We start from the raw sequence: 22,179 nt of genomic DNA, 5'->3' as shown, positions 1-22,179 counted from the left end.
CCCCTTTATCTATCTGTATTTGATAGCACCTTTTCCTCTTGAGAGGACACCAAATTAAACCAGTCATAAATTGTTGGACGCTCAGCCAAATCTGCGAATGTAACTTCTACACCTATTTGGCGCCATTTCTCTACTAAACTCATAATTCTAACTGAGTCAAGCCCTCTATTTAATAAATCTTCGTTATCTCCAATATCTGCTGGTAATTCACGAAGCAATTCAGCAACTTGTTCACGTACCGATTGTAATGTGAATCCTGTATTTTCTTCTGCTGCAGACGTTTCTTTTAAACTTTGTAAATCTTTTAATAATAAATTCGTTATTATAGTTACTGCACATCGATCAGATGCGTACTGCAAAGCTTGTTTATGATGTTCTTGTGAAAAATCAGCAACCGCATCAGCGACGAAGAATGGTTGTATCCCATCCATAAATGCTTCGCATGCCGTTAAAAGACATCCAATATGTGCATAAACCCCACAAATAATAAGCTGATCACGCCCATGTTCACGTAAAATCTCTAGAAGATTTGTTTTCTTAAAAGCACTATATCTCCATTTTGTAAGGAAAATATCATCCTCATCAGGAGTGAGCTCATCTACAATTTTCTTCTTGTGAGGCCCATCAGGAATACCAGCCCCCCAAAAATCTTGCAATAATCCTCTTTGCTCTGGCGTTTGTCCACCTGGTTGTGCAGTATAAACGACAGGAACACCAATTTCCTTACATGTTTTTCTGATAGATTGAATATTTGAAATCAGTTCTACTCTTGGTGATTCCTCTACATGATATGCATCAAGAAAATACTCTTGCATGTCATGAATAAGAAGAACAGCACGTTTCGGATCTGGCTTCCACGTTACTTTATTATTTGGTAAATCTAACTCTAATGGCATTGGGTATACTGAGATAGCTGGAATAGCCATCTAATCACTTCCTTTCGAATTGTTAAGAATATTTATTTGTCATTTATTACTTCATGGTAGATTTAAGTTTTTCAGCAATTGCCTTCCGTAATTCTTTCTTACTCACTTTTCCGACACCAGTCTGTGGAAACGAGTCTATAAATTCAATTCGATCTGGAATTTTATATGCCGCAATTCCTCGATCTCTTAAAAACATTTTCAAATGCACTACAGTCGGTGTTTCCCCGCGAGCTATAACGAAAGCACAAGTACGTTCACCTAAATAATCGTCTGGCATAGATACTATTGCAACATCGTGTACCGCTGCATGAGCTAACAGATGATTTTCAACTTCTTCAGCCGCAACTTTCTCTCCACCACGATTAATCTGATCCTTATCGCGTCCTTCAACCACTAAATAACCTTGCTCATTTATTTTGACAAGATCGCCTGTGCGGTAAAAACCATCCGAAGTAAAGGATTTAGCGTTATGTTCTTCAGCTTTATAGTATCCACGGATTGTATATGGTCCACGAGTTAATAAACTCCCCACTTGACCTGTCTCTACGTCATTATCATATTCATCAACTACACGAACTTCATCAAACTCTGACATTGGTCTTCCTTGCGTATGAATAATGATATCTTCTGCATCATCAAGTCTCGTATAATTCACTAACCCTTCGGCCATACCAAAAACTTGTTGCAATGTACAACCGAATGCCGGGCGTATACGCTTGGCCACTTCCGCGCTAAACTTTGCACCGCCTACCTGTAAAACTTGCAGGCTAGATAGATCATTATTGCGTGAAGCTATTGCGTCAAGCCATACCATTGCAAGGGGGGGCACAAGTGCTGTAATTGTGACACGTTCCTTCTCAATAAGAGAGAACGCTTCATCTGGACTTCCCCCAGAAGCTAGAACAATCCGCCCTCCGGCATATAACGTCCCAAGAGTCCCCGGCGAACTAAGCGGATAGTTATGTGCAACTGGAAGCACAGCAAGATACACACTATCTTGATCCAATTTACAAATTTGAGCACTCACTCTTAAACTATAAATATAGTCATCATGTGTTCTGGGAATTAATTTAGATAATCCTGTTGTTCCGCCTGATAATTGCAAGAAAGCTACATCGCTAGATTTTACTTCTGGCAGATTGACCGGATTCATATAAAGATCACGAATTCCTACAAATTCCTCCGCCTCTCCTACAACAATTACATGTTGCAACGTTGGAACTTTTTCTTTTATTTCTCTTGCAAGTTTTCGATAGTCGAATCCAAGCTGTTTATCAGAAATAATATAAGCAGTTGCTTCAGCAAATTCACAAAAATAGCTTATTTCACTACTTCGGTGTGACGGCAAAGCAAAAACTGGAACTGCACCAATTCGAAAAAGCGCAAAGCAGACTTCGAAAAACTCCGTAATATTTGGTAAATGAAGAACTACTCGATCCGTTTGTTTAATTCCTAAATTTAGAAATCCTGCAGCTAATTGATCTACTCTTTTATCCAGTTCACTATAGCTTAAGTGTTTTTCGCCACTTGTCACTGCAATCTGGTCACCATGTTTCATCGCACGTTCTCGCAGCATCTCTCCAAAGGTCTCTCCGCGCCAGCACCCCTCTTCTTTATATCGATTTGCAAATTCCTTTGGCCACTCCTGGCATCCTGTTAACATCATTTATCCCCCTAACTTCTATTTCAAAGATTCATCATTTAATCCCATAGCCCGAAGCATTGTACGAAACTTAGCCGATGTTTCAGCTAGCTCATCTTCAGGTTTTGACTCCGCAACAATACCAGCTCCTGCGAATAAACGAAGGGAATTCCCTTCAACTTCCGCACAACGAATCGTAACAATCCATTCACCGTCACCATTCAGATCACTCCAACCAAGCATTCCCGTGAAAAATTCTCGATCAAACGGTTCAATTTCGTTAATAGCCTCTCGAGCTTTTTCTGTCGGAGTTCCACAAACTGCTGGTGTAGGATGAAGCGCAAGTGCTAATTCTAATGCAGACACTGATGCGTCTAGTAATTCTCCTTTTACTTCAGTAGATAAATGCCACATTGCTTCACTATTTATTAATGATGGTTTTTCCGGAACATGCAATGTACGACAGTACGGACGAAGCGCCGCAGCTACTGCTTCAACAACAACAGCATGTTCATGTAAATCTTTAGCTGAAGAAAGCAACTCATCTGCTCGTCTCTTATCTTCTTCAGGGTCTTTACTTCGAGGTCTAGAGCCTGCAAGCGGATTAGAAATGATCTGCATTCCACTCCGTGAGACAAGTAACTCTGGACTCGCTCCTATGAGTGTATGACTACGCTTTGGTGAAGCATCACAATTCTCTATTTCTTCACTCTTCGGTAAATCTACCGCAAACGTATACCCCTGTTTATTGTGCTGCGCTAAATCACAAAGTAGTTTTTGAATGTCAACCTTTTCTGGAGATTTCAAATCCAACGATCTAGATAGAACGATTTTCTTTAGGTCACCGCTCTTTATTTTAGCTACTCCTTGCTCTACACCACGCATATATTCTGAAGATGACGGAATAGGATTCATTTCATATGTAAGTGCAGGTGATTGCTGGATTCGATCTGTAAAATCAAATTGCAGACGATCTGCTAGCCTGCTCTCCCGAGGTACAACGAGCTGTACCGATTTTGTACGATCAAAAGGCAGTGCTCCTACAACAATTGGATTAGGATGGCCAGCTTGTTTCGCATTGCTTAATACAGCACGAACTAGCTCAGGAACATTTTCTGCCTGACTATGTTTCACCGTTGCAAATGTTCCTTCGGCAAGTATTGTACGATACGGTGAAGCAAAAAAGAATGAAGATCCAGCTCTATAGTCATCTAGTAATTTTGTCGCTAACTCCTTTAAAGCAGTTGTATGATTCATTATTTTAAAGCCCCCTATATGTAATTTAGATTCCTAAAGTAGCGCCGCCATCAATGCATAGATTATGCATCGTAATATGGCTTGCTTTATCTGACGCTAAAAATAGAACTGCTTCAGCAATCTCTGAAGGCGTTGCTATTTTTTTTAATGGAATTCCTAATCTATATGTATCTTGTGAGCCTGCAATAATTTTTTCAGCCCCATTTTCATCTATCCAAAGTAACCTCTGCATCTCTGTCTCAGTTGAACCAGGAGAAACTAAATTACAGCGAATATTATATTCTGCAAGCTCAAGACCAAGACATTTTGTAAACATCGTTGCAGCAGCTTTCGATGCTACATACGCAGCCATTTCCATTCTAGGTACACTGGCAGCATTTGACCCTACAGTTACAATCGCACCAGATTTACGTGACCTCATACGTTTACTTACTGATCTAGATACATAAAACACCCCTGTAGCATTTACAGAAAAAGTCTTGTCCCAATCTTCATCACTTAAAGAGTGAATTGCATTCATCTTCAAAACACCAGCAACATTAACTAAAATATCAATTTGCCCCATTGTATCCTCAATCTGATTTACTGTATTTTCCACTGCGGAACTATCACTCACATCTAAAGCGAATACTTTCAAAGAGCTGCCTCTTGTTGCATGATAATCTGAAAGCTTATTGAGTTCTAAAATATTCTTATCAACCGCTGCAACTTTTGCCCCTCTTTCCGCAAGCATGTTCGCTACAGTCTCTCCAATTCCTTGTGCTGCACCAGTAACTAATGCAATCTTCCCATCAAATTCCCCAAAATCCATATTCTCAATTCCTTTCCTTACAACGAATCGATCTAGTTTATCTTGTATATTCTCAATTGCAGATTAATAAAGTTAACCTAATTAATCTGTGCAAAGAAAATATTTAAACAAACATCACCAACTAATAATGATATTGATAATCATTATCATTACATTTACGAAAATCATACACATATTAAACTTATCAGTCAAGTGCAATTTAATCTTAATTTCAGTCACAATAAACTAGGTAATACTCACTTAGCATTAATTGATAATGATTTTCATTTTCTTTTGTACACCGAAATGATAATGTTTCTCAACAGTCTTGTCAATCTTTTTTTATTTTTCAGATAAAATATTTTATTATGTCCCCATACTTATCTGCATAAAAATCTCTGCTTTTATTGTAAATATAGACTTTTTTCATCCTATTTTCTGTGAAAATAATAGATTTAAAAAATTAAATTGAAACTTTCAAATTTCCTAATTAATAATCATAAATTTTATCATTAGTTACATAAAAATCTTTATTTTATAATAAAAACCATCATATTGAACATTTAATTTCTCAATAAATTTCTGAAAAAATTTTATTAAGAAATTTATTTAAAAATAACTATTTACATCTTTTTCTTTAAACAACGCTTCCTTCAAACGTAAATTATACCGATATAACTATATGGAAAAAGGACATATGCCCACTATTAAGCATATGTCCTCTCATAATTAAAATTTACTATTAACCTTTTTATTAGTTTTATTATTTCACCACAAACCGAGTCTCACTACAACCATTCTTCTGCTTCGTTACCTCTAAAACTGCTGGCATTGCGTTTTTCAACTCTTGAACGTGTGAAATAACGCCAATAAATCGTCCTGATTTTTGTAAATCAATCAATGCATCGATCGCTTTTGTTAATGACTCTTCATCTAGCGAGCCAAATCCTTCATCGATAAACATGGTTTCGATAGAAATACCGCCTTCATATGCCTGGATCACATCTGCCATACCAAGTGCTAGACAAAGCGATGCATTAAATTTTTCACCACCAGACAATGTTTTTACGTCACGTGTTTGACCTGTATATGCGTCATATACATCTAATCCTAGTCCACTTTGACGATTTCGTTTTTCAACTCGTTCACTTCGTTTTAAATAGAACTGGCCGTTTGATAGTTTACGAAGTCTTTCGTTAGCAATTTGAACAATTTGTTCTAAATACTCAATTAAAATGTAACGTTCAAACGAAATACGACTTTCGTTATCCCCTTTCATGACTTCATATAAATCAACAAGTTCTTGGAAAGCTTTTTCTTCTTCATGAATTTGTTCATCAATTCGTCTAATGTTTTCATGCAAATCGGTAATGTATGCAACTGCACTTTGGGCACGCTGGCGCTTTTCTTTTGTAATATCAAGCTGAATTCCTAACTCTTTCATTTGTTCTTCTAGAGCTGTAATGTCCGTCCATTCTTTCCCGCTTAATTCATTTACTAGTTCCTCAATTTGTTTAGCCAATACTTCTAAGGATGAATAGTACTCTTGAATTTGCTCATGCAAATGCTTCATTTCTACATCTGTTAATTTTGCTTCTTTATAAGCTTGTTGGTCGATAAATCCACCTTGTTCAAGCTCTGTCGTAAAGCGAAGTAAAGTCTCTTCTTGCTTTTCTTTTGCATGACTTACTTGCTTTAGAGCACCATCATACTCAGCTTGTATGCGTATATTTTCATTTTGCCAATATTGATAAGCTTCTTGTACTTTCTTCCACTCCTCTTCCATAAAGCGAAGTGTGCTAACAGCTTGATCAAATTGTTTTTTCCAGGCTTCTAACGTTTGTAAGTCCTCATGGGTTTTTTGCTGATCATGTTCATAGGACGTACGAAGTTGCATGCACTCCATTTCAGTACGGTGATGCATCACTTCAGCTTCGCGTTTTTGCTTCTGTAATTCTTCTACTTTTTCTTCTAATCCTTTTACACTTAACGCTAGCTGTTTACGTTTTTCTTCACTTTCCTTTAATGTGTTTACCTCAGCTGCTAGTTGTTTTCCGTTTTGCACTAGCGTACGGTATGTTTCAACTAACTCTTCTGAACAGTATCCTCGTTTTACGACTTCATCTATTACTTGCTCATATTGTAATCTGTAGAAATTCCATTTCTCTTCTACTTGAACATGTAATTTTTCAGCAACTGTTTTCTTTTCGCGCAGTTCATTTAGATGTTTTTCATCAATGGAATCTCCACGTTCTGTAGCTTTCTTTGGATGATCTATGCTACCACATACAGGACAAGATTCACCTTCATGAAGATGAAGAGCTAACATTCCTGCTTGTTCATTTAACCAACGATGCTCCATCTCTTCATATGCTTTAACTGCAACTTCCATCTTTTGATTTGCAACTTCTTTTTCTTGTTCATATTTTTGCTTTTCTTGCCAAACGTCATATGCTTGCTTTAGTACTTTTGCATCTTCCCGCATATTTGTTAGCTCTTCTACTTTTGCTACATATTGCTCAAGTGCAACCTCTAGCTGTTGTAATTCTCCGGCAATTTGTTGTTTTTGAGAAATCTGTCCTTCTAGCTGTTTCTCAAACTTCTGAATACCTTCCTTCAATTTCCCACTTTGAAGTTCTGCCTGTTGCAATTTTGATTTTTTCTCTGCTAATGAAGCAATAATTGGCTGTAACTCTTCTAATCTTTGTACAGTTTTCTTACCTTCTTCACGAACAGACTCTTTACCCTTTAATTCTTCATATTTCTCATAAGCAAGTTCAAACGCCTTAACCGTCTTTTCTTTTTTTACAGATATTTGTTTCAATAATTGTTCAGCATTTTGTTCACTCTGTACCGCTTCTTCATACCATTGTTCAAATGGTAATAATCGTTTCGCTTGTTCAGCAAGTTTAAAGCGTTGTTCTTCCGTTTCTATTTGTTCTCGATTTGCTTGTAAAACTGCTTGTTTCTCTTGTTTTTGCTGTAAATCTTTGAACTTTTCATTAATAGACTTAGCTATATGAAAACGATCTTCGGCTTTTTTTAATTGCTGCGTTTGCAATGTTTGCTGCGCTTGTAATTGTTCAACTTCCGCCTCATAGCAATTTTTTTCTTGTTCAAGCGCTTCGACTACTTGGTGCGTATTTACATGTTCCTGTTGAACTAATGTCTCTAATAGTGAATCATCTCGAACCGGTAATTTAAAAACATTACGGAAGTACAGTTCTCTTTCTTTTTGCTTTTCTTGTAAGACGTCTTTCCACTGTTTACGTTTTTGATCTAACAATTCACGCATTAATTTATAACGATCTGTTTTAAAAATACGACGTAAAATTTCTTCTTTATTTTCTGTTTCAGACGTTAATAGTTTTCGGAATTCTCCTTGCGGAAGCATAACAATTTGACTAAATTGATGTTTGCTAAGTCCGATTAAATCTTCAACCTTTTTGTTCACATCTGTCACATGAAAACGATCCACACATGGAACCTTCTCATCACCTATTACTTCATATAGCTCAACAGCATGCCCTGTAACTGTTTTATTCCCTTGTTTTTTATGACCGAGCTGTCTTTTTATTTCGTATTGCTTTCCTTTCAACTGGAAGGTTAATTCTACACTTGTGTATATATTATCATCAGCAAATTGGCTACGTAGCATACTCGTATCACTACGTTCTTCTCCGCTCGCTTCCCCATATAATACATAACAAATCGCATCAAATATCGTTGTTTTCCCAGCTCCCGTATTTCCTGAAATAGCAAAAATACGGTGATCGCCAAGATCGCTGAAATCGATAACTTCTCGCTGTTTATACGGACCAAATGCGGTCATAATAAGCTGAAGTGGTCTCATCCTCGTTCACCTTCCCGTTCCTGCACTGTTTGTAATACGTCTAAGAAAAGACGTTCTTTCTCTTCTGATAAATCTGAGCCCTTCATTTCTCTATAAAAAGCTTTCAAAAGGGATAGATCATCTGTTTTATGTCTAGAAACAGTAACTTCATTGGTTTCTGTAAATTCTCGTCTTTGCATAGAACGTTCAACATGCATAGCATTTGGATATACAGAACGAATTTTTTCCATTGGCTGCAGTACAGGATTTTCATCTAATAACTTTACGAAGACATAATCTTCACTTGTTGGATACTTTAATAAATCATCTATTTTCGCTTCTACTGTTCGCATTTGGCGACGAGGTGTAAATAAACGCTTTTCTATTTCCACTTGACCTGTTTCGTCTAATTCCACAATATAATACCCTTTTTTATGCCGCTCTTCAGAAATAGAATACGCAAGTGGTGAACCAGAATAACGAATCGTTTCATTACGTACAAAGTGCGCTTGGTGCAAATGCCCAAGTGCTGTGTAATGAAACTTATCAAAATAATGACTATTTACGTATTCAGCACCGCCGATGGAAAGCGGACGCTCTGCATCACTCGTATTTTCTTCTGCTTCACCTGAAGAAGTGACAAATGCATGGCCTACAAATACGTGTCTTGCTTCTTGATTCATCGTTTCTGAAAGTTCATTCATGAAAATACGCATCGCATCATCATGCGACCGAATATCTTCATTTTTCATCACATGTCTTACAATACTTGGATCCGCATATGGGATTAAATGAAAATGCACTTCCCCATACTTATCATGTAAAACAACTGGTTCATACGGAAATTGAAATTGGCCAACAATATGTAACCCTTGTTTTTTCATTAAACTGCTGCCAAAATGAATACGGTCTGGACTATCATGATTCCCTGCTACTGCAATTACTGGCGTTTGTAAATCAATCACTATCTTTTTTAATACATCATTTAGTAAATCTACTGCTTCTGTTGGAGGAATCGCTCGGTCATACAAATCACCTGCAATAATTACGGCATCTGGTTTTTCTTCTTCCACAGCTTGAACGAACTGATCTAATACAATTCGTTGATCTTCGGTCATATACACACCGTGAACAAGTTTTCCTAAATGCCAATCCGCTGTATGAAAAAACTTCATCTTTTCCTTCCTTTCTCTCTTTTAATTTACTGATTGTAATGAAACCAGTTGGTAGTTAAGTGTTGTCTTCCCATCTTCCCACTCTAACTTTTGAACGATTGCACTACCGATTCTTTCTTGATCAGATTTATATAAAGGTAACATTTCATCCACAGCAAATAAATGATAACCGTCTAATATTAATTGAAATATATTTTCTTCTATATGTAATCTCATTTCTTTTTCATTTGAAATAATCTTTGTATGCATCTCAAATTTCATATAAATACAACCCCTTTTCCAGTTCTCTATACTTTAATAGTATAGCGGCTATTCACGATTGACAAGTGAATACATGATGAAGAATTCACTTTCACATTCATTTTATTTTTTTTATGCTATATGTATTTTTTAAATTATAATACGGTATGTGAAATTAACAATGTTTCATGTGGATTTGAAATTAAGTCACGATGTTTAAAATAGAATCGCTGATGTCGCGTGACCGTTTGGAAAAGAAGAATGAGCTGAATGTTCTACAAGTTGAATGATTTTATATGATACAAAAAACAGTCCCAATAAAAATATGATTCAATAAGTTTATTAATATCCTAAAGTCAAAGCAATAATAGCTTAAAAAGCAAGTATACAGAAAGCAATTTTAGAAAAGCAGGTAAACAGTAATATGAATTCACATCTTCAAATTCCGGTATAAATTGTTTAATTTCATAAAAATAAAAATGCCTTTTCAGGCATCTTTATTTTTGCAAATACTCTTTCATTATATAGTACAATACAGTTATTAAAACAATTGCTATAAAAAATGAGAATGATGCCACGATATATCCATCTTTATTTAACACATAACACAGTGAGATAGATAATATAAAAACCGGAAATACGAGACGTACTTTATCTTTAATTTCTTCTGTTGTATCTGTACGATGAAAATACTGTGTAATTCCTACCATGAGAGAAGACAAAATAATAACCGATAATAGCAAAGGCCCTGGCATTCCGATCTCCCCTTTCTCTACTCCTATTATATACAAACTCTCACTTCGTTAAAAGCAAGACAATTCAGTAAATAAAACAAAGTGAAGTTGCTATCCATATTGAATTCATTCCAATTACTCACTTTCTTTCAAATTAAATATGGTATATAGTATTCCCTTCATTTTCAAGTTACAAACAATACCCCTACATTTTAAATGACTGATGTTGTAATATTCATTTTCATATGTTGAAATCCTGCAAATATAACTCGTCAAAATATGCACCATTCTAAAAAGTATCTAGTCCGACGTCTAAATGTCCATTTGTTTAGACAGTTAGACACTTTATTACTGGCATTTCTTCTTAATTAAGGACATTAAAACTGGCACGCTACTTGCAATATCAAATAAATTATAAAGGACATTTTAGCTTGTATCGAGAAATAAGAATGAGAAGATATATAAGAGGAGGATTCAAAATGACTGAAAATGTTTTATTTTCCATTCACGAAAATGGCGTCGCGTCAATCACTTTAAATCGCCCAAAAGCACTTAACTCTTTATCTTATGATATGTTACATCCGATTGGTCAGAAACTAAAAGAATGGGAAAAAGATGATCGTATTGCCGTAGTAATCTTGAAAGGTGCTGGCACGAAAGGATTTTGCGCTGGCGGTGATATAAAAACATTATACGAAGCACGTTCAAATGAAGTTGCATTACAGCATGCTGAACATTTTTTTGAAGAAGAATACGAAATAGATACTTATATATATCATTATCCAAAACCAATTATTGCTTGTTTAGATGGAATTGTAATGGGTGGTGGCGTCGGTCTTACGAATGGGGCAAAATATAGAATTGTAACAGATCGTACAAAATGGGCCATGCCTGAGATGAACATTGGTTTTTTCCCAGACGTTGGAGCTGCTTATTTCTTAAACAAGGCTCCTGGGCAGACTGGTCGGTATGTTGCGTTAACAGCATCTGTTTTAAAAGCTGCTGATGTATTATATATAAAAGCTGCTGATCATTATATGCCATCGGAAACTTTACCTACTTTCCTAGATGCAATCGAAAAGGTAAATTGGCATGATCAAAATATACATATCACTTTAAAAGAACTCATTAATAAATATGAAACAGCTCCTAGTGTAGAAAGTGAACTTGTTTCCTTATTAGAAGAAATTGATCAACATTTTTCATTCCATACAGTTGAAGATATCATCCATTCATTAGATAATGCTGACGGATCCTTCGCTTCAAAAACGAAAGAAACATTACTATCAAAATCTCCGTTCTCATTAAAAGTAACATTAAAACAACTTATTGACGGAAAGGAAAAATCGATAGAAGAATGCTTTGCAACAGATCTCGTGCTCGCTAAAAATTTCATGAGGCACGAAGATTTCTTTGAAGGAGTACGTTCAGTCGTTGTCGACAAAGATCAAAATCCAAAGTATAAATATAAACAATTAAGTGATGTTTCAGATGAAGATGTCAATCGCTTCTTCAATCTGCTTAATGCCTAATCAAAAAGCTAGATGAAAGCAACCTATTTGCTGCTTCATCTAGCTTTTTTCTTTCTAGACATATGTATTATGTATCTTCATTATCAGAACGATGGAGGCGTTACAGCGAATAAAATAACGGCATCTTGATCAAATAGATTCTCCCATTTATGTTTCATGTAAGAAGGGATTTTCACACTATCCCCGGGGTATAAAGTATATATATCTTGCTGTAAATACAAGATAATCTGTCCTTCTAAAACATGAGCAATTTCCTCTCCTTTATGCTCTAAAAGTTTTTCGGAGGAAACAGAATTAGGTGGCAAAGTCATTAAAGATACTGCCAAAGCACCCGTTAAATCTGGTGATAATAATTCATAGGATAAATTTCCTACGATCATTTTTTTACGTGCATTCGCTCTTATAACTAGATCATCCGTGTTCGTATCTTCAATGAGAAAACTAAAAGTTGGAACTTCTAAAGCCTTGGCTAGCAATTTCAATGTTTGAATCGAAGGATTAGCTAATCCTCGTTCAATTTGACTTAACATAGAAGGTGTTATTTCTGCCATTTTAGCTAACTCTCGCATACTCAGCTCCTTATATTCCCGAAGCTCTTTCACCTTTTTTCCGATATTTATATTTTCCATACCTCATGCTCCTTCAAACAATATGATAGATATATTTTAACATACTTAAATTTTATTTATCATATCACTTAAATTGTGTTAAACTATTTTTAATTAAATTTTCTGAAAAACAAACACAGAAAGGTGGAGTGATTGTGGAGAACTATCTTCTTTTTATTATCATGTCTATTTGTCTTATTATTTTACCCGGGCCTGATACTGCAATGGCTACAAAAAACACTCTTACTTCAGGAAAAATAGGAGGTGTAAAAACGGTTTTCGGCACATGTATCGCCCTTTTAATTCATACTTTAGCTGCTGTAATTGGGCTTTCCGCTATCATTGTTAAATCTGCTCTCTTATTTTCTATTTTTAAATATGTTGGTGCCATTTATCTAGTCTATTTAGGAATAAAAGCACTTTTATCTTTAAAAAGCAAAAACAGCATAGATACAAATGAGTTACCTATGAAACGTGCAGATGAAAACAGCTCTTGTTTTCGCCAAGGGTTTCTTACTAATCTTTTAAATCCTAAAGTCGCTGTATTCTTTTTGACCTTTTTACCACAATTTTTAAATCCTAACCATAATACATTCATTCAATTTCTAACCATGGGTCTTACCTATCTCGTTTTAACCGTGATATGGTTTGCCTTTTATATCTTCTTAATTGATAAAATCAGTGTTTTCATGAAAAAACCAGCTACTCAAAGATACATCCAAGGACTTACTGGTATTGTATTAATTGGATTTGGTATCAAATTAGCTTTTGAAAAGAATAGTTAACGATGAAAAGTACACCCCTCTCTAATGAGGGGTGTACTTTTTGTACATGTATATGCTATTCATCTATTAAAACCAGCGCTCTGTCACAACTTTTTTACGTGTATAGAATTGAACACCGTCTGTTCCATTTGTTCCAAGATCACCATAGAAGGATGCTTTATTTCCAGCAAATGCGAAGAATGCCATCGGTGCTGGAACGTTAACGTTTACGCCAATCATTCCTGCATCGATATTATCACGGAATGTTTGCGCATGTTTACCGCTTGATGTATAAATAACTGCACCATTTGCAAATTTGGATTGATTTGTAAGTTTAATGCCTTCTTCTAAATCTTTTACTCTCACAATACTTAAAACTGGAGCAAAAATTTCATCTTGCCAAATTTTCATATCTTGATTCACACCATCAAAGATTGTTGCTCCAACAAAATATCCTTCACGGGCTTCTTCATTAATTTTACGACCATCTACTAATAAAGTAGCCCCATCTGCTACACCACTATTAATATAGCCTAGTACACGCTCTTTATGAGATTCACGAATTAATGGACCTACATAATTATCTTCATGGAAACCATCGCCAACTTTTAATTTACGTGTTTCCGCTACTAGTACATCAATAAACTCATCAGCAATTTCATCCACAACAGCTACAACAGAACATGCCATGCAGCGCTCTCCACTGCTCGCAAATGCAGAACCAATAACACCTTGTACTGTTTTTTCAAGATTGCAATCTGGCATAACAATCGCATGATTTTTCGCTCCTGCGAGTGCTTGTACTCGTTTTCCATATTTTGTTCCTGTTTCGTATACATAGCGTGCAACTGGCTCAGATCCAACAAATGAAACCGCTTGAATGTCCTTATTTTCTAGAATGCTATTTACAACGTCTTTTCCGCCTTGCACTAAATTTAAAACTCCTTTTGGGAAACCTGCTTCATAGAATAACTCTACCAGTCTCTCAGCTAAAAGTGGTGTTCTTTCAGATGTTTTTAATACGAATGTGTTACCGCAAGCAATTGCTAATGGGAACATCCATAATGGAATCATCATCGGGAAGTTAAACGGTGTAATACCAGCAACAACTCCAATTGGGTAACGCCAAATCGAACCATCAATTCCACCTGCAATGTTCGGGAGTGCTTGCCCCATCATTAAATTTGGTGTTGATGTTGCCAATTCTACAGCCTCAATACCACGCTGTACTTCACCACTCGCATCTTTTAATGTTTTTCCATTTTCTAATGTGATAATTTTCGCAAGCTCATCTTTATTTTCTTGCAAAAGTTGTAAATATTTGTATAGCTGTCTTGAACGATTTGGAACCGGCACTTTAGACCATGTTTCATAAGCTGTTTTTGCAGCTTCAACAGCACGCTCCACATCTTCTTTTGGAGAAAGCGGAACATAAGCGATTATTTTCCCAGTTGCAGGATTTGGAACAGCTTCAACTTCCGTACCAGTAGATTCTACCCATTCACCATTAATATGATTTTTCACTCGTTTAATTTCTGTTGTAATCATTGTATTCGCTCCTTTTTTATTGTTATAAGTTCGAATTGTTTCTCACAATTTATAATTCGACGCTATAACCATTCATTATTCATGACTAGAGATTACTTGTTCACTTATCTTCTTATATAAAGCAGCCATGTCTTTTTCCCCATACCCCGCTTTACCCGCTTCATCATACAAGTTCAACAGCATTTCACTTACTGGTAAGTGAAGTTCACTTTCTTTTGCTAAATCAACCGCAAATCCTAAATCTTTCTTTAATAGATTTACAGTAAAACCTGGCTCATAGTTTTCTGGTGCGATAAAGCTTTTATAGTTGCGCTCATAAATTCTACTTTGTCCGTAACTCACATTTAGAATATCAAACATTTTCTCTAAATCCATATTGTTTTTCTTCGCTAAAGTCAAAGCTTCACTTACACCCGCTGTGTAGAAACCTATCAATAAGTTATTAATAAGCTTTACAGTCGTGCCACTATCAATTTGTTCACTTACATGAAACACATTTGCCCCTAATACTTCCATCACTGGTAAACCTTTTTCATATACTTCTTTTGATCCACCGACCATAAAAGTTAATGTGCGATTTTCCGCTCCAATCACCCCACCACTAACCGGTGCTGCTAAGAAATCTACTTTTTTATCATTAGCAGCTTCTGCTAATCTTTTATTCAATTGCGGTGCTACTGTACTGGTATCAATTAGAACAACATTCGGATGACTATTCTCAATTAAACCCTCTTCTCCAAAATAAACCGCTTCCACAGCTCGCGGAGATGGTAAACTTGTAAAAATCAAATCACATGTTTCTGCCAAGTTTGCAATTGATAAGCCGATGATTCCTCCATCTTTCTCAAAAGAAGCCTCAGCATCTTTATTTAAATCGACGCCATATACAGTGTAATTTGATTTAACTAAATTTTTAGACATTGGAAGGCCCATATTACCTAAACCAATAAAACCAATCTTTTTCATATTGTTCTCCTCCTATTTAAACAATATATTTTCCGCGATTTATAATGGCTTTTGCAATTTCTCTCTTTTTCATAAATATGTTCGTATATAGAGGTATTGACAGTTGACGAATTTCATCTAGAATAGCGTTTCTATTTTGCTCTTCTTGTACTGCTGCAGAAAGAAGAACCATTGCCGCTGATTCTACTTTACGATACCCTTCCTCACAAAGAACATCTGTTACGAACTGTTTTGTACGTTCTTTTTCTTCACCATTTTTACTCACTGCTTTCTTCGTACGTAAAAATGCTGATTCCATTACATACACATCTTTCAACATGTCTGCTAATACGCGTGAATATTCTTGTTCTTGCTCGATTTTTAATTCAGGAGTTTGAGATAGCGTTTTCAAAGATTGCTTCAATAACTGTTTCGATAATAAAATATAACGATGGTTTCGTTCTATATTTTCAAATGTGCCTTCGTCTACTTGATCTCCTATTTGCTTCGTTTGTTTCATTAACATTTTCGCAACTGTTAAGCGGTTAATTTCATTCGTTCCTTCAAATATACGGCTAATTCTAGCATCACGATATAATCGTTCTACTTCATATTCTTGCATATAACCGTAGCCACCATGAATTTGTACAGCTTCATCCACAATATTTCCTAGTGTTTCCGAAGCATTCACTTTATTAATGGCACACTCCATTGCAAATTGAGACATTTTCTGCATGATGCTTCCATCCCCATTTGTCTCATGAATTGCCTCGTCAATTACGCCTGCTGTTCGATAAGCTGCACTCTCTGCACCGTATGTAGCGATAATCATATTTGCAATTTTCTCTTGAATCATCGTGAAATCAACTAATTCTGTTTGAAACTGTTTTCGTTCTTTCCCGTATTGAACAGATAAACCAATTGCTTGTTTTGCTGTTCCAATATTTCCAAAAGCGAGTTTCAATCTAGCGAAATTGAGGATATTAAGGGCTACGTAATGACCCTTTCCAACTTCCCCTAATACATTTTCAACTGGAATTACAACATCCTCTAAAATGAGTGTCGCAGTCGAAGATCCTTTAATGCCCATTTTCTTTTCTTCTAAGCCAATTGAAACACCTTCACATGTTCTTTCGACAATAAATGCTGTCATTCCTTTATTTGTCTTTGCAAAAACAACATATACATCAGCCATATGAGCATTTGTAATCCACTGCTTTTCCCCATTTAATTTCCAAGTTGTTCCTTCTTCATTTAATACAGCGCTTGTTTTTGCACTTAATGCATCTGATCCAGCATTAGGTTCTGTTAATGCATACGCTCCAATCCATTCGCCTGATGCAATTTTAGGTAAGTATTTTTCCTTCTGCTCGTTTGTGCCATAGTATATATATGGCAATGTTCCTACACCAGCATGAATATTAAAGGAAACACTAAATGCTCCTGCATATCCCATCTTTTCTGCTACAAGGCCAGAAACTGCCTTTCCTAATTCGAACCCACCATATTCTTCTGGTACCTCTATACTTAACAACCCAAGTTCTCCGGCCTTTTCAAACAACCCGCGAGAAACTTGATAATTGTGCTGCTCGATATTTTCAATTCGAGGAACAATTTCCTGTTTAACAAACTGTTCTGTTGTTTTTGCGATTAAATCTTCATCACCTGAAAAATCTTCCGGTGTAAAAAAAGTTGTATTAAGATTCTTATTCAGCGAAAAAAATTCGTCCCATTGCAACTTTGTTTTCTCCATCTGTATCCCCCTATCATTTCGGTCTTCATTTTCTTTATATGCAAAATCTATGCCAAACTAAAAACTTGATAGAACCTGGGCTAAATAAATAGAAAACGTAAAACTGTCTAGACAGTTTTACACTGTTTATAACAATTTGTCTAGATTTTGAATCGTGATAATTTGTTATAAAGAGTCGCCCTAGAAATCCCTAACAATGCTGCTGCCTTTGACTTATTCCCTTTTGCTTCTTTTAAAACGCGTTCAATTAATCCTCGCTCTTCCTCTTCACGTACCACTTTCATCGCTTCTTGCTTTGCTGGTAAAGACTGAATCATAGGTACTAATTTCTTCTGTTCCATATCCCGATAATAGAATTCTTCTGATAAATCCTTAGCTCGTATATGTACATCATCCGATAGTGCAAATAGTCTTTCTAACACATTGATTAATTCCCGAACATTTCCTGGCCAATTGTAATGGAACATAAGGCGTAATACTTCTTTATCAAGTGTCTTTTCTTTAGCACCATACATTTGACATAACTTTTGTAAATGTTCTTCGACAATGAGTGGGATGTCTTGCTTTCGAAAACGAAGTGGTGGAATATGAATCGGAATAACATGAAGACGATGATATAAATCTTCTCTAAATGTACCTTCTCTAACCATTTGTTTTAAATCTTTATTTGTCGCTGCAATTAGCCTAAAATCAACTGAAATTGGATGTGTACCACCAATTCTTTCTATCTCCCTTTCTTGTAAAACACGTAAAATTTTCACCTGTGTTAATAGAGACATATCACCGATTTCGTCTAAAAATAACGTGCCATGATTCGCAAGTTCAAACTTCCCTGCTTTCCCGTTCTTTTTCGCACCTGTAAAAGCACCTTCTGCATAACCAAACAGTTCGGATTCTAGTAAATTATCAGGAATAGCAGCACAGTTCACACTGATAAATGGACCGTTTTTTGTTATACCTGTATCATGTATAGCTCTTGCAAATTGCTCTTTACCAACACCACTTTCTCCAGTAATTAACACAGACGCTTTCGACCCAGCTGCTTTTCGAGCCATTTTTTTCGTTTCAGAAATCGTCTGACTTTCTCCAAGAATATCTTCGAATCGAATTTGCTTCTTCTTCGGTTTAGAAAATAACGGTTTGACAGCACTATCTTTTTGATCAAACCTCTCTAGTATTTTATAAATATCTGAAATCCCTTCATGAATAAGCATGCCTACAGCACCTATCACTCTTCCTTGCTTCCAAATCGGCATCCGATGCACAACTAAATTTTGGCCTTGCAAACGATGCACTTGATTTCTTTCTGGTACCCCTGTTTTTAATACAACTGGAAGCCTCGTATTCTCAATTACATTTTCGGCCAGTTGTCCAATTGCTTCTTCTTTCGATACTCCGACAAAGCGGCTATACGTATCATTAAACATTTGAATGACGCCGTTTTCATCCACAATCGCAATGCCTTCATACGCAGTGTCGAAAGACAAACGAAACCATTCAATTAATTGTTGTGATTCTTTTAATTGCTGTTTTAGAAACTTTTGAAAAGCGAAAAGTTCAGGCTTGTCTATGATTCCTACAAGTACTCCGTCTTGTTCAGTTGTCACATAAAATGGTATATCCTGTAATTCGTTCATAGTTGTTTTCATACTACCCTTATTAATAGAATTAGTGACAATCATATGAACTAACATACTTTTATCACTTTTTTGTTGTATCCACTGAATACAATCTGTTAGTTTTACAATGCCAATCATTTGCTTTCCATCTAGCACAGGAAGTTCATCCTTTGATATTTTAATAAGAAATTTAACTGTTTCAGTAATCGTATCGTTACTTCTCACAAACTGGAAATCTTGCTGCATCCATTTTTCTACAGAGAAATCTTTTGTAGAACTCATATCTTCTCACCTCTTGTATACAACAATTCAAATCATATAAAAAGGCGATGAATTCTCACATCAAGCAGTTGTTCTTGCCCAAGATGTCCCATCATCGCCTTTCTTCTCTGTTCTATTGATCTTCAGATAAAACTGTTTTTGCAATTCCGTTATCTAATTCCTCAAAATCATGATACGAAATTGTTTCATACAATTCACTTCTCGTTTGCATGTTAGATAACCCTTCTTTTTGTGAGCCTGTTTCTTTAATTAGCATAAACACACGCTCATATGCTTTTGCTGCAACGCGAAGTGATGTAACCGGATAAATCACCATTTGGAAGCCCATATTTGCAAATTCTTCTGCACTATAATATGGAGTTTTCCCAAATTCAGTCATGTTCGCAAGCAACGGAACATTTACTTTACTGTTGAACAAACGGAATTCTTCTTCGGATTGAAGTGCTTCCGGGAAAACAGCATCTGCACCTGCTTTTACATAAGCAATCGCTCTTTCAATTGCTGCATCTAATCCTTCTACACCGCGAGCATCTGTACGTGCTACAACAACAAGTGTTGGTGCTACTTCTTTAATCGCTTTAATCTTCTGTACTAATTCCTCAGTGGAAACAAGTTTTTTTCCATTTAAGTGTCCACATTTTTTCGGTAATTGTTGATCTTCAATTTGGACAGCGGCTACATTTGCTTCCACCATCTCTACAGCCGTTCTTGCTACATTTAACACTCCACCAAATCCTGTATCAATATCGACAAGAAGAGGTAAGTCCGTTGCTCTAACAAGATCTCTTGCTCTGTCAGCTACTTCAGTAGACGTTACAATACCTAAATCTGGCAAACCCTTACTTGCTGTATAAGCAGCTCCCGATAAATAAAGAGCTGAAAATCCAGTGTTTTTTGCAACAAGAGCAGCCATTGCATCATGAGCACCAGGGATTTGTAAAATTTCAGGTGCCTCTACTAAAGCTCGGAATCGATTAGCAAGCTCTTCTTGTGTTGACGGTTTATTCACAACCCAAGCCATTCTTATTCCCCCTATACTTAAATTAAGAAAAGATTTACAAATTCATTTACATTCATATTTTCTAACTTTTCTTCATTCAAACAAGCTTCATGAATTTTTTCTTGTTGTTTATTAGAATAATGAACAGCCATATTTGCAGAAAACTTTTGAACAACCTTTGGAATCGCTTCGTCTCTACGGAAACGGTGACCTAATGGGTATTCACACTCTACGTTTTCTGTTACTGTGCCATCTTTAAAATGAACTTGAACAGCGTTGGCGATTGAGCGCTTGTTCGGATCAAGGTAATCCAAACTATACTGTTTATTTTCTACAACAACCATCTTATTTCGTAATTCATCTACACGAGGGTCAAATGCAACTTCATCCTCATAGTCATCTGCAACGATATCGCCTTTTAATAGACCAATTGCAGTAATGTATTGTAAGCAATGATCGCGGTCAGCTGGGTTATTTAATGGACCTTCTTTATCAATAATACGAACCGCCGATTCATGTGTTGTAATTGTAATACGGTCAATTTCCTCTAATCGCTCTTTCACTTCTGGATGTAATTTCACTGCGCATTCTGCAGCTGTTTGAGCATGGAATTCTGCTGGATATGATACTTTAAACAATACATTTTCCATTACATAAGAATCTAAAGGTCTTGCTAATTTTAGTTCCTGCTTATTAAATAATACATCTTGGAATCCCCATCCTGGTGCAGATAATGCTGTTGGATAACCCATTTCACCTTTTAATGCAGTAAGTGCAAGGTAAACACCACGGCTTGTTGCATCCCCAGCTGCCCATGATTTACGTGAACCTGTATTTGGGGCATGACGATATGTACGAAGACTAGAGTTATCAATCCATGCATGAGACAATGCGTTAAAGATTTCTTCACGCGTGCCACCAAGCATTTTTGTAACAACTGCTGTTGTCGCTACTTTTACATATAATACATGGTCAAGACCAACGCGGTTTAAACTATTTTCTAATGCAAGTACACCTTGGATTTCATGAGCTTTAATCATCATTTCAAGTACATCGCGTACTTTTAATGGTTCTTTTCCTTCTGAAATACGAACGCGGCTCACATAATCTGCAACAGCTAAAATTCCACCTAAATTATCAGACGGGTGTCCCCATTCTGCAGCAAGCCATGTATCGTTATAATCCAGCCAACGAATCATACATCCAATATTAAAAGCACCGCGTACTGGATCAAGTACAAATGATGTTCCTGGTACACGTGTACCATTTGGCACAACTGTTCCTGGTACAACTGGTCCAAGGAGTTTCGTACATTCAGGATATTGCAGCGCTAAAATTCCGCATCCAAGCGTATCAAGCAACACATAGCGTGCTGTGCTAAATGCTTCTGAGCTCGTCACCTCTTTATTTAATACATAATCCGTAATCTCTTCTAAAATTGCATCTTTTTGTTTAATTTCATTTGTTTTAATCATGCTATCCTTCCCTTTCTGTCGAAAATTCGTTATTATTGAGGATGGGTGTCGGTCAAA

17 protein-coding genes are annotated in these 22,179 nt (G+C 36.2%); 2 read left to right on the top strand and 15 right to left on the bottom strand.

Features of this window, described 5'->3' with window-relative positions:
- Positions 1 to 5 precede the first annotated feature (5 nt).
- The 8 genes from NSQ40_RS12320 to NSQ40_RS12285 all read right to left on the bottom strand — a co-directional run bounded on the left by NSQ40_RS12320 (position 6) and on the right by NSQ40_RS12285 (position 10,617).
- The gene (locus NSQ40_RS12320; RefSeq protein ID WP_097787366.1) at positions 6 to 926 is read right to left on the bottom strand and encodes an isochorismatase; all 921 of its coding nucleotides are present in this window, start codon (positions 924 to 926) and stop codon (positions 6 to 8) included.
- 46 nt (positions 927 to 972) lie between these two features.
- Positions 973 to 2,589, bottom strand: a complete 1,617-nt coding sequence (locus tag NSQ40_RS12315; RefSeq protein WP_033797493.1) for a (2,3-dihydroxybenzoyl)adenylate synthase — start codon at positions 2,587 to 2,589, stop codon at positions 973 to 975.
- An 18-nt stretch (positions 2,590 to 2,607) separates the two neighbouring features.
- Complete coding sequence (gene dhbC / locus NSQ40_RS12310) at positions 2,608 to 3,825, bottom strand: isochorismate synthase DhbC (protein WP_003197616.1); 1,218 nt, start codon at positions 3,823 to 3,825, stop codon at positions 2,608 to 2,610.
- A gap of 25 nt (positions 3,826 to 3,850) precedes the next feature.
- A complete protein-coding gene (locus NSQ40_RS12305) occupies positions 3,851 to 4,636 on the bottom strand; it encodes a 2,3-dihydro-2,3-dihydroxybenzoate dehydrogenase (protein ID WP_003197614.1) in 786 nt (261 codons plus the stop codon).
- 742 nt (positions 4,637 to 5,378) lie between these two features.
- A complete protein-coding gene (locus tag NSQ40_RS12300) occupies positions 5,379 to 8,468 on the bottom strand; it encodes an AAA family ATPase (RefSeq protein WP_033797491.1) in 3,090 nt (1,029 codons plus the stop codon).
- Positions 8,465 to 9,622, bottom strand: a complete 1,158-nt coding sequence (locus tag NSQ40_RS12295) for an exonuclease SbcCD subunit D (protein ID WP_003197609.1) — start codon at positions 9,620 to 9,622, stop codon at positions 8,465 to 8,467. The genes NSQ40_RS12300 and NSQ40_RS12295 overlap by 4 nt, the downstream gene beginning before the upstream one ends.
- Before the next feature lie 21 nt (positions 9,623 to 9,643).
- Positions 9,644 to 9,883, bottom strand: coding sequence for a DUF2584 family protein (locus NSQ40_RS12290; protein WP_016114814.1), 240 nt, complete (start codon positions 9,881 to 9,883; stop codon positions 9,644 to 9,646).
- A gap of 476 nt (positions 9,884 to 10,359) precedes the next feature.
- Complete coding sequence (locus NSQ40_RS12285; RefSeq protein WP_003197605.1) at positions 10,360 to 10,617, bottom strand: hypothetical protein; 258 nt, start codon at positions 10,615 to 10,617, stop codon at positions 10,360 to 10,362.
- A gap of 458 nt (positions 10,618 to 11,075) precedes the next feature.
- Between NSQ40_RS12285 and NSQ40_RS12280 the strand changes: the two genes are divergently transcribed.
- On the top strand, positions 11,076 to 12,128 hold the full coding sequence (locus tag NSQ40_RS12280) for an enoyl-CoA hydratase/isomerase family protein (protein WP_006094830.1): 1,053 nt from the start codon (positions 11,076 to 11,078) through the stop codon (positions 12,126 to 12,128).
- Between the two features lie 83 nt (positions 12,129 to 12,211).
- Here NSQ40_RS12280 and NSQ40_RS12275 read toward each other — a convergent pair whose 3' ends face one another.
- Positions 12,212 to 12,757 carry a helix-turn-helix domain-containing protein gene (locus NSQ40_RS12275; protein ID WP_003197601.1) on the bottom strand — a complete coding sequence of 182 codons (546 nt, stop codon included), beginning with the start codon at positions 12,755 to 12,757 and terminating at the stop codon, positions 12,212 to 12,214.
- A 131-nt stretch (positions 12,758 to 12,888) separates the two neighbouring features.
- Between NSQ40_RS12275 and NSQ40_RS12270 the strand changes: the two genes are divergently transcribed.
- A complete protein-coding gene (locus NSQ40_RS12270; RefSeq protein ID WP_026008697.1) occupies positions 12,889 to 13,521 on the top strand; it encodes a LysE family translocator in 633 nt (210 codons plus the stop codon).
- 66 nt (positions 13,522 to 13,587) lie between these two features.
- Here NSQ40_RS12270 and NSQ40_RS12265 read toward each other — a convergent pair whose 3' ends face one another.
- The 6 genes from NSQ40_RS12265 to prpD all read right to left on the bottom strand — a co-directional run bounded on the left by NSQ40_RS12265 (position 13,588) and on the right by prpD (position 22,122).
- Complete coding sequence (locus tag NSQ40_RS12265) at positions 13,588 to 15,048, bottom strand: CoA-acylating methylmalonate-semialdehyde dehydrogenase (RefSeq protein ID WP_003197594.1); 1,461 nt, start codon at positions 15,046 to 15,048, stop codon at positions 13,588 to 13,590.
- A gap of 75 nt (positions 15,049 to 15,123) precedes the next feature.
- Positions 15,124 to 16,014: an NAD(P)-dependent oxidoreductase gene (locus NSQ40_RS12260; protein ID WP_003207149.1), complete on the bottom strand. Its 891-nt coding sequence runs from the start codon at positions 16,012 to 16,014 to the stop codon at positions 15,124 to 15,126.
- 16 nt (positions 16,015 to 16,030) lie between these two features.
- Entirely contained in the window at positions 16,031 to 17,746 is a 1,716-nt protein-coding gene (locus tag NSQ40_RS12255) for an acyl-CoA dehydrogenase family protein (RefSeq protein WP_033797489.1), read from the bottom strand.
- Positions 17,747 to 17,886: 140 nt separating this feature from the next.
- A complete protein-coding gene (locus NSQ40_RS12250) occupies positions 17,887 to 19,647 on the bottom strand; it encodes a sigma-54-dependent Fis family transcriptional regulator (protein ID WP_033797488.1) in 1,761 nt (586 codons plus the stop codon).
- A gap of 112 nt (positions 19,648 to 19,759) precedes the next feature.
- A complete protein-coding gene (gene prpB / locus NSQ40_RS12245; RefSeq protein ID WP_006094816.1) occupies positions 19,760 to 20,668 on the bottom strand; it encodes a methylisocitrate lyase in 909 nt (302 codons plus the stop codon).
- Positions 20,669 to 20,685: 17 nt separating this feature from the next.
- A complete protein-coding gene (gene prpD / locus NSQ40_RS12240) occupies positions 20,686 to 22,122 on the bottom strand; it encodes a 2-methylcitrate dehydratase (RefSeq protein ID WP_033797486.1) in 1,437 nt (478 codons plus the stop codon).
- Positions 22,123 to 22,179: the final 57 nt, after the last annotated feature.

The sequence above is a fragment of the Bacillus sp. FSL K6-6038 genome (assembly GCF_038050455.1).
Lineage (GTDB): Bacteria > Bacillota > Bacilli > Bacillales > Bacillaceae_G > Bacillus_A > Bacillus_A pseudomycoides.
Note: the sequence above shows the minus strand (reverse complement) of the source record. Positions and strands in the feature narration are given on the sequence as shown.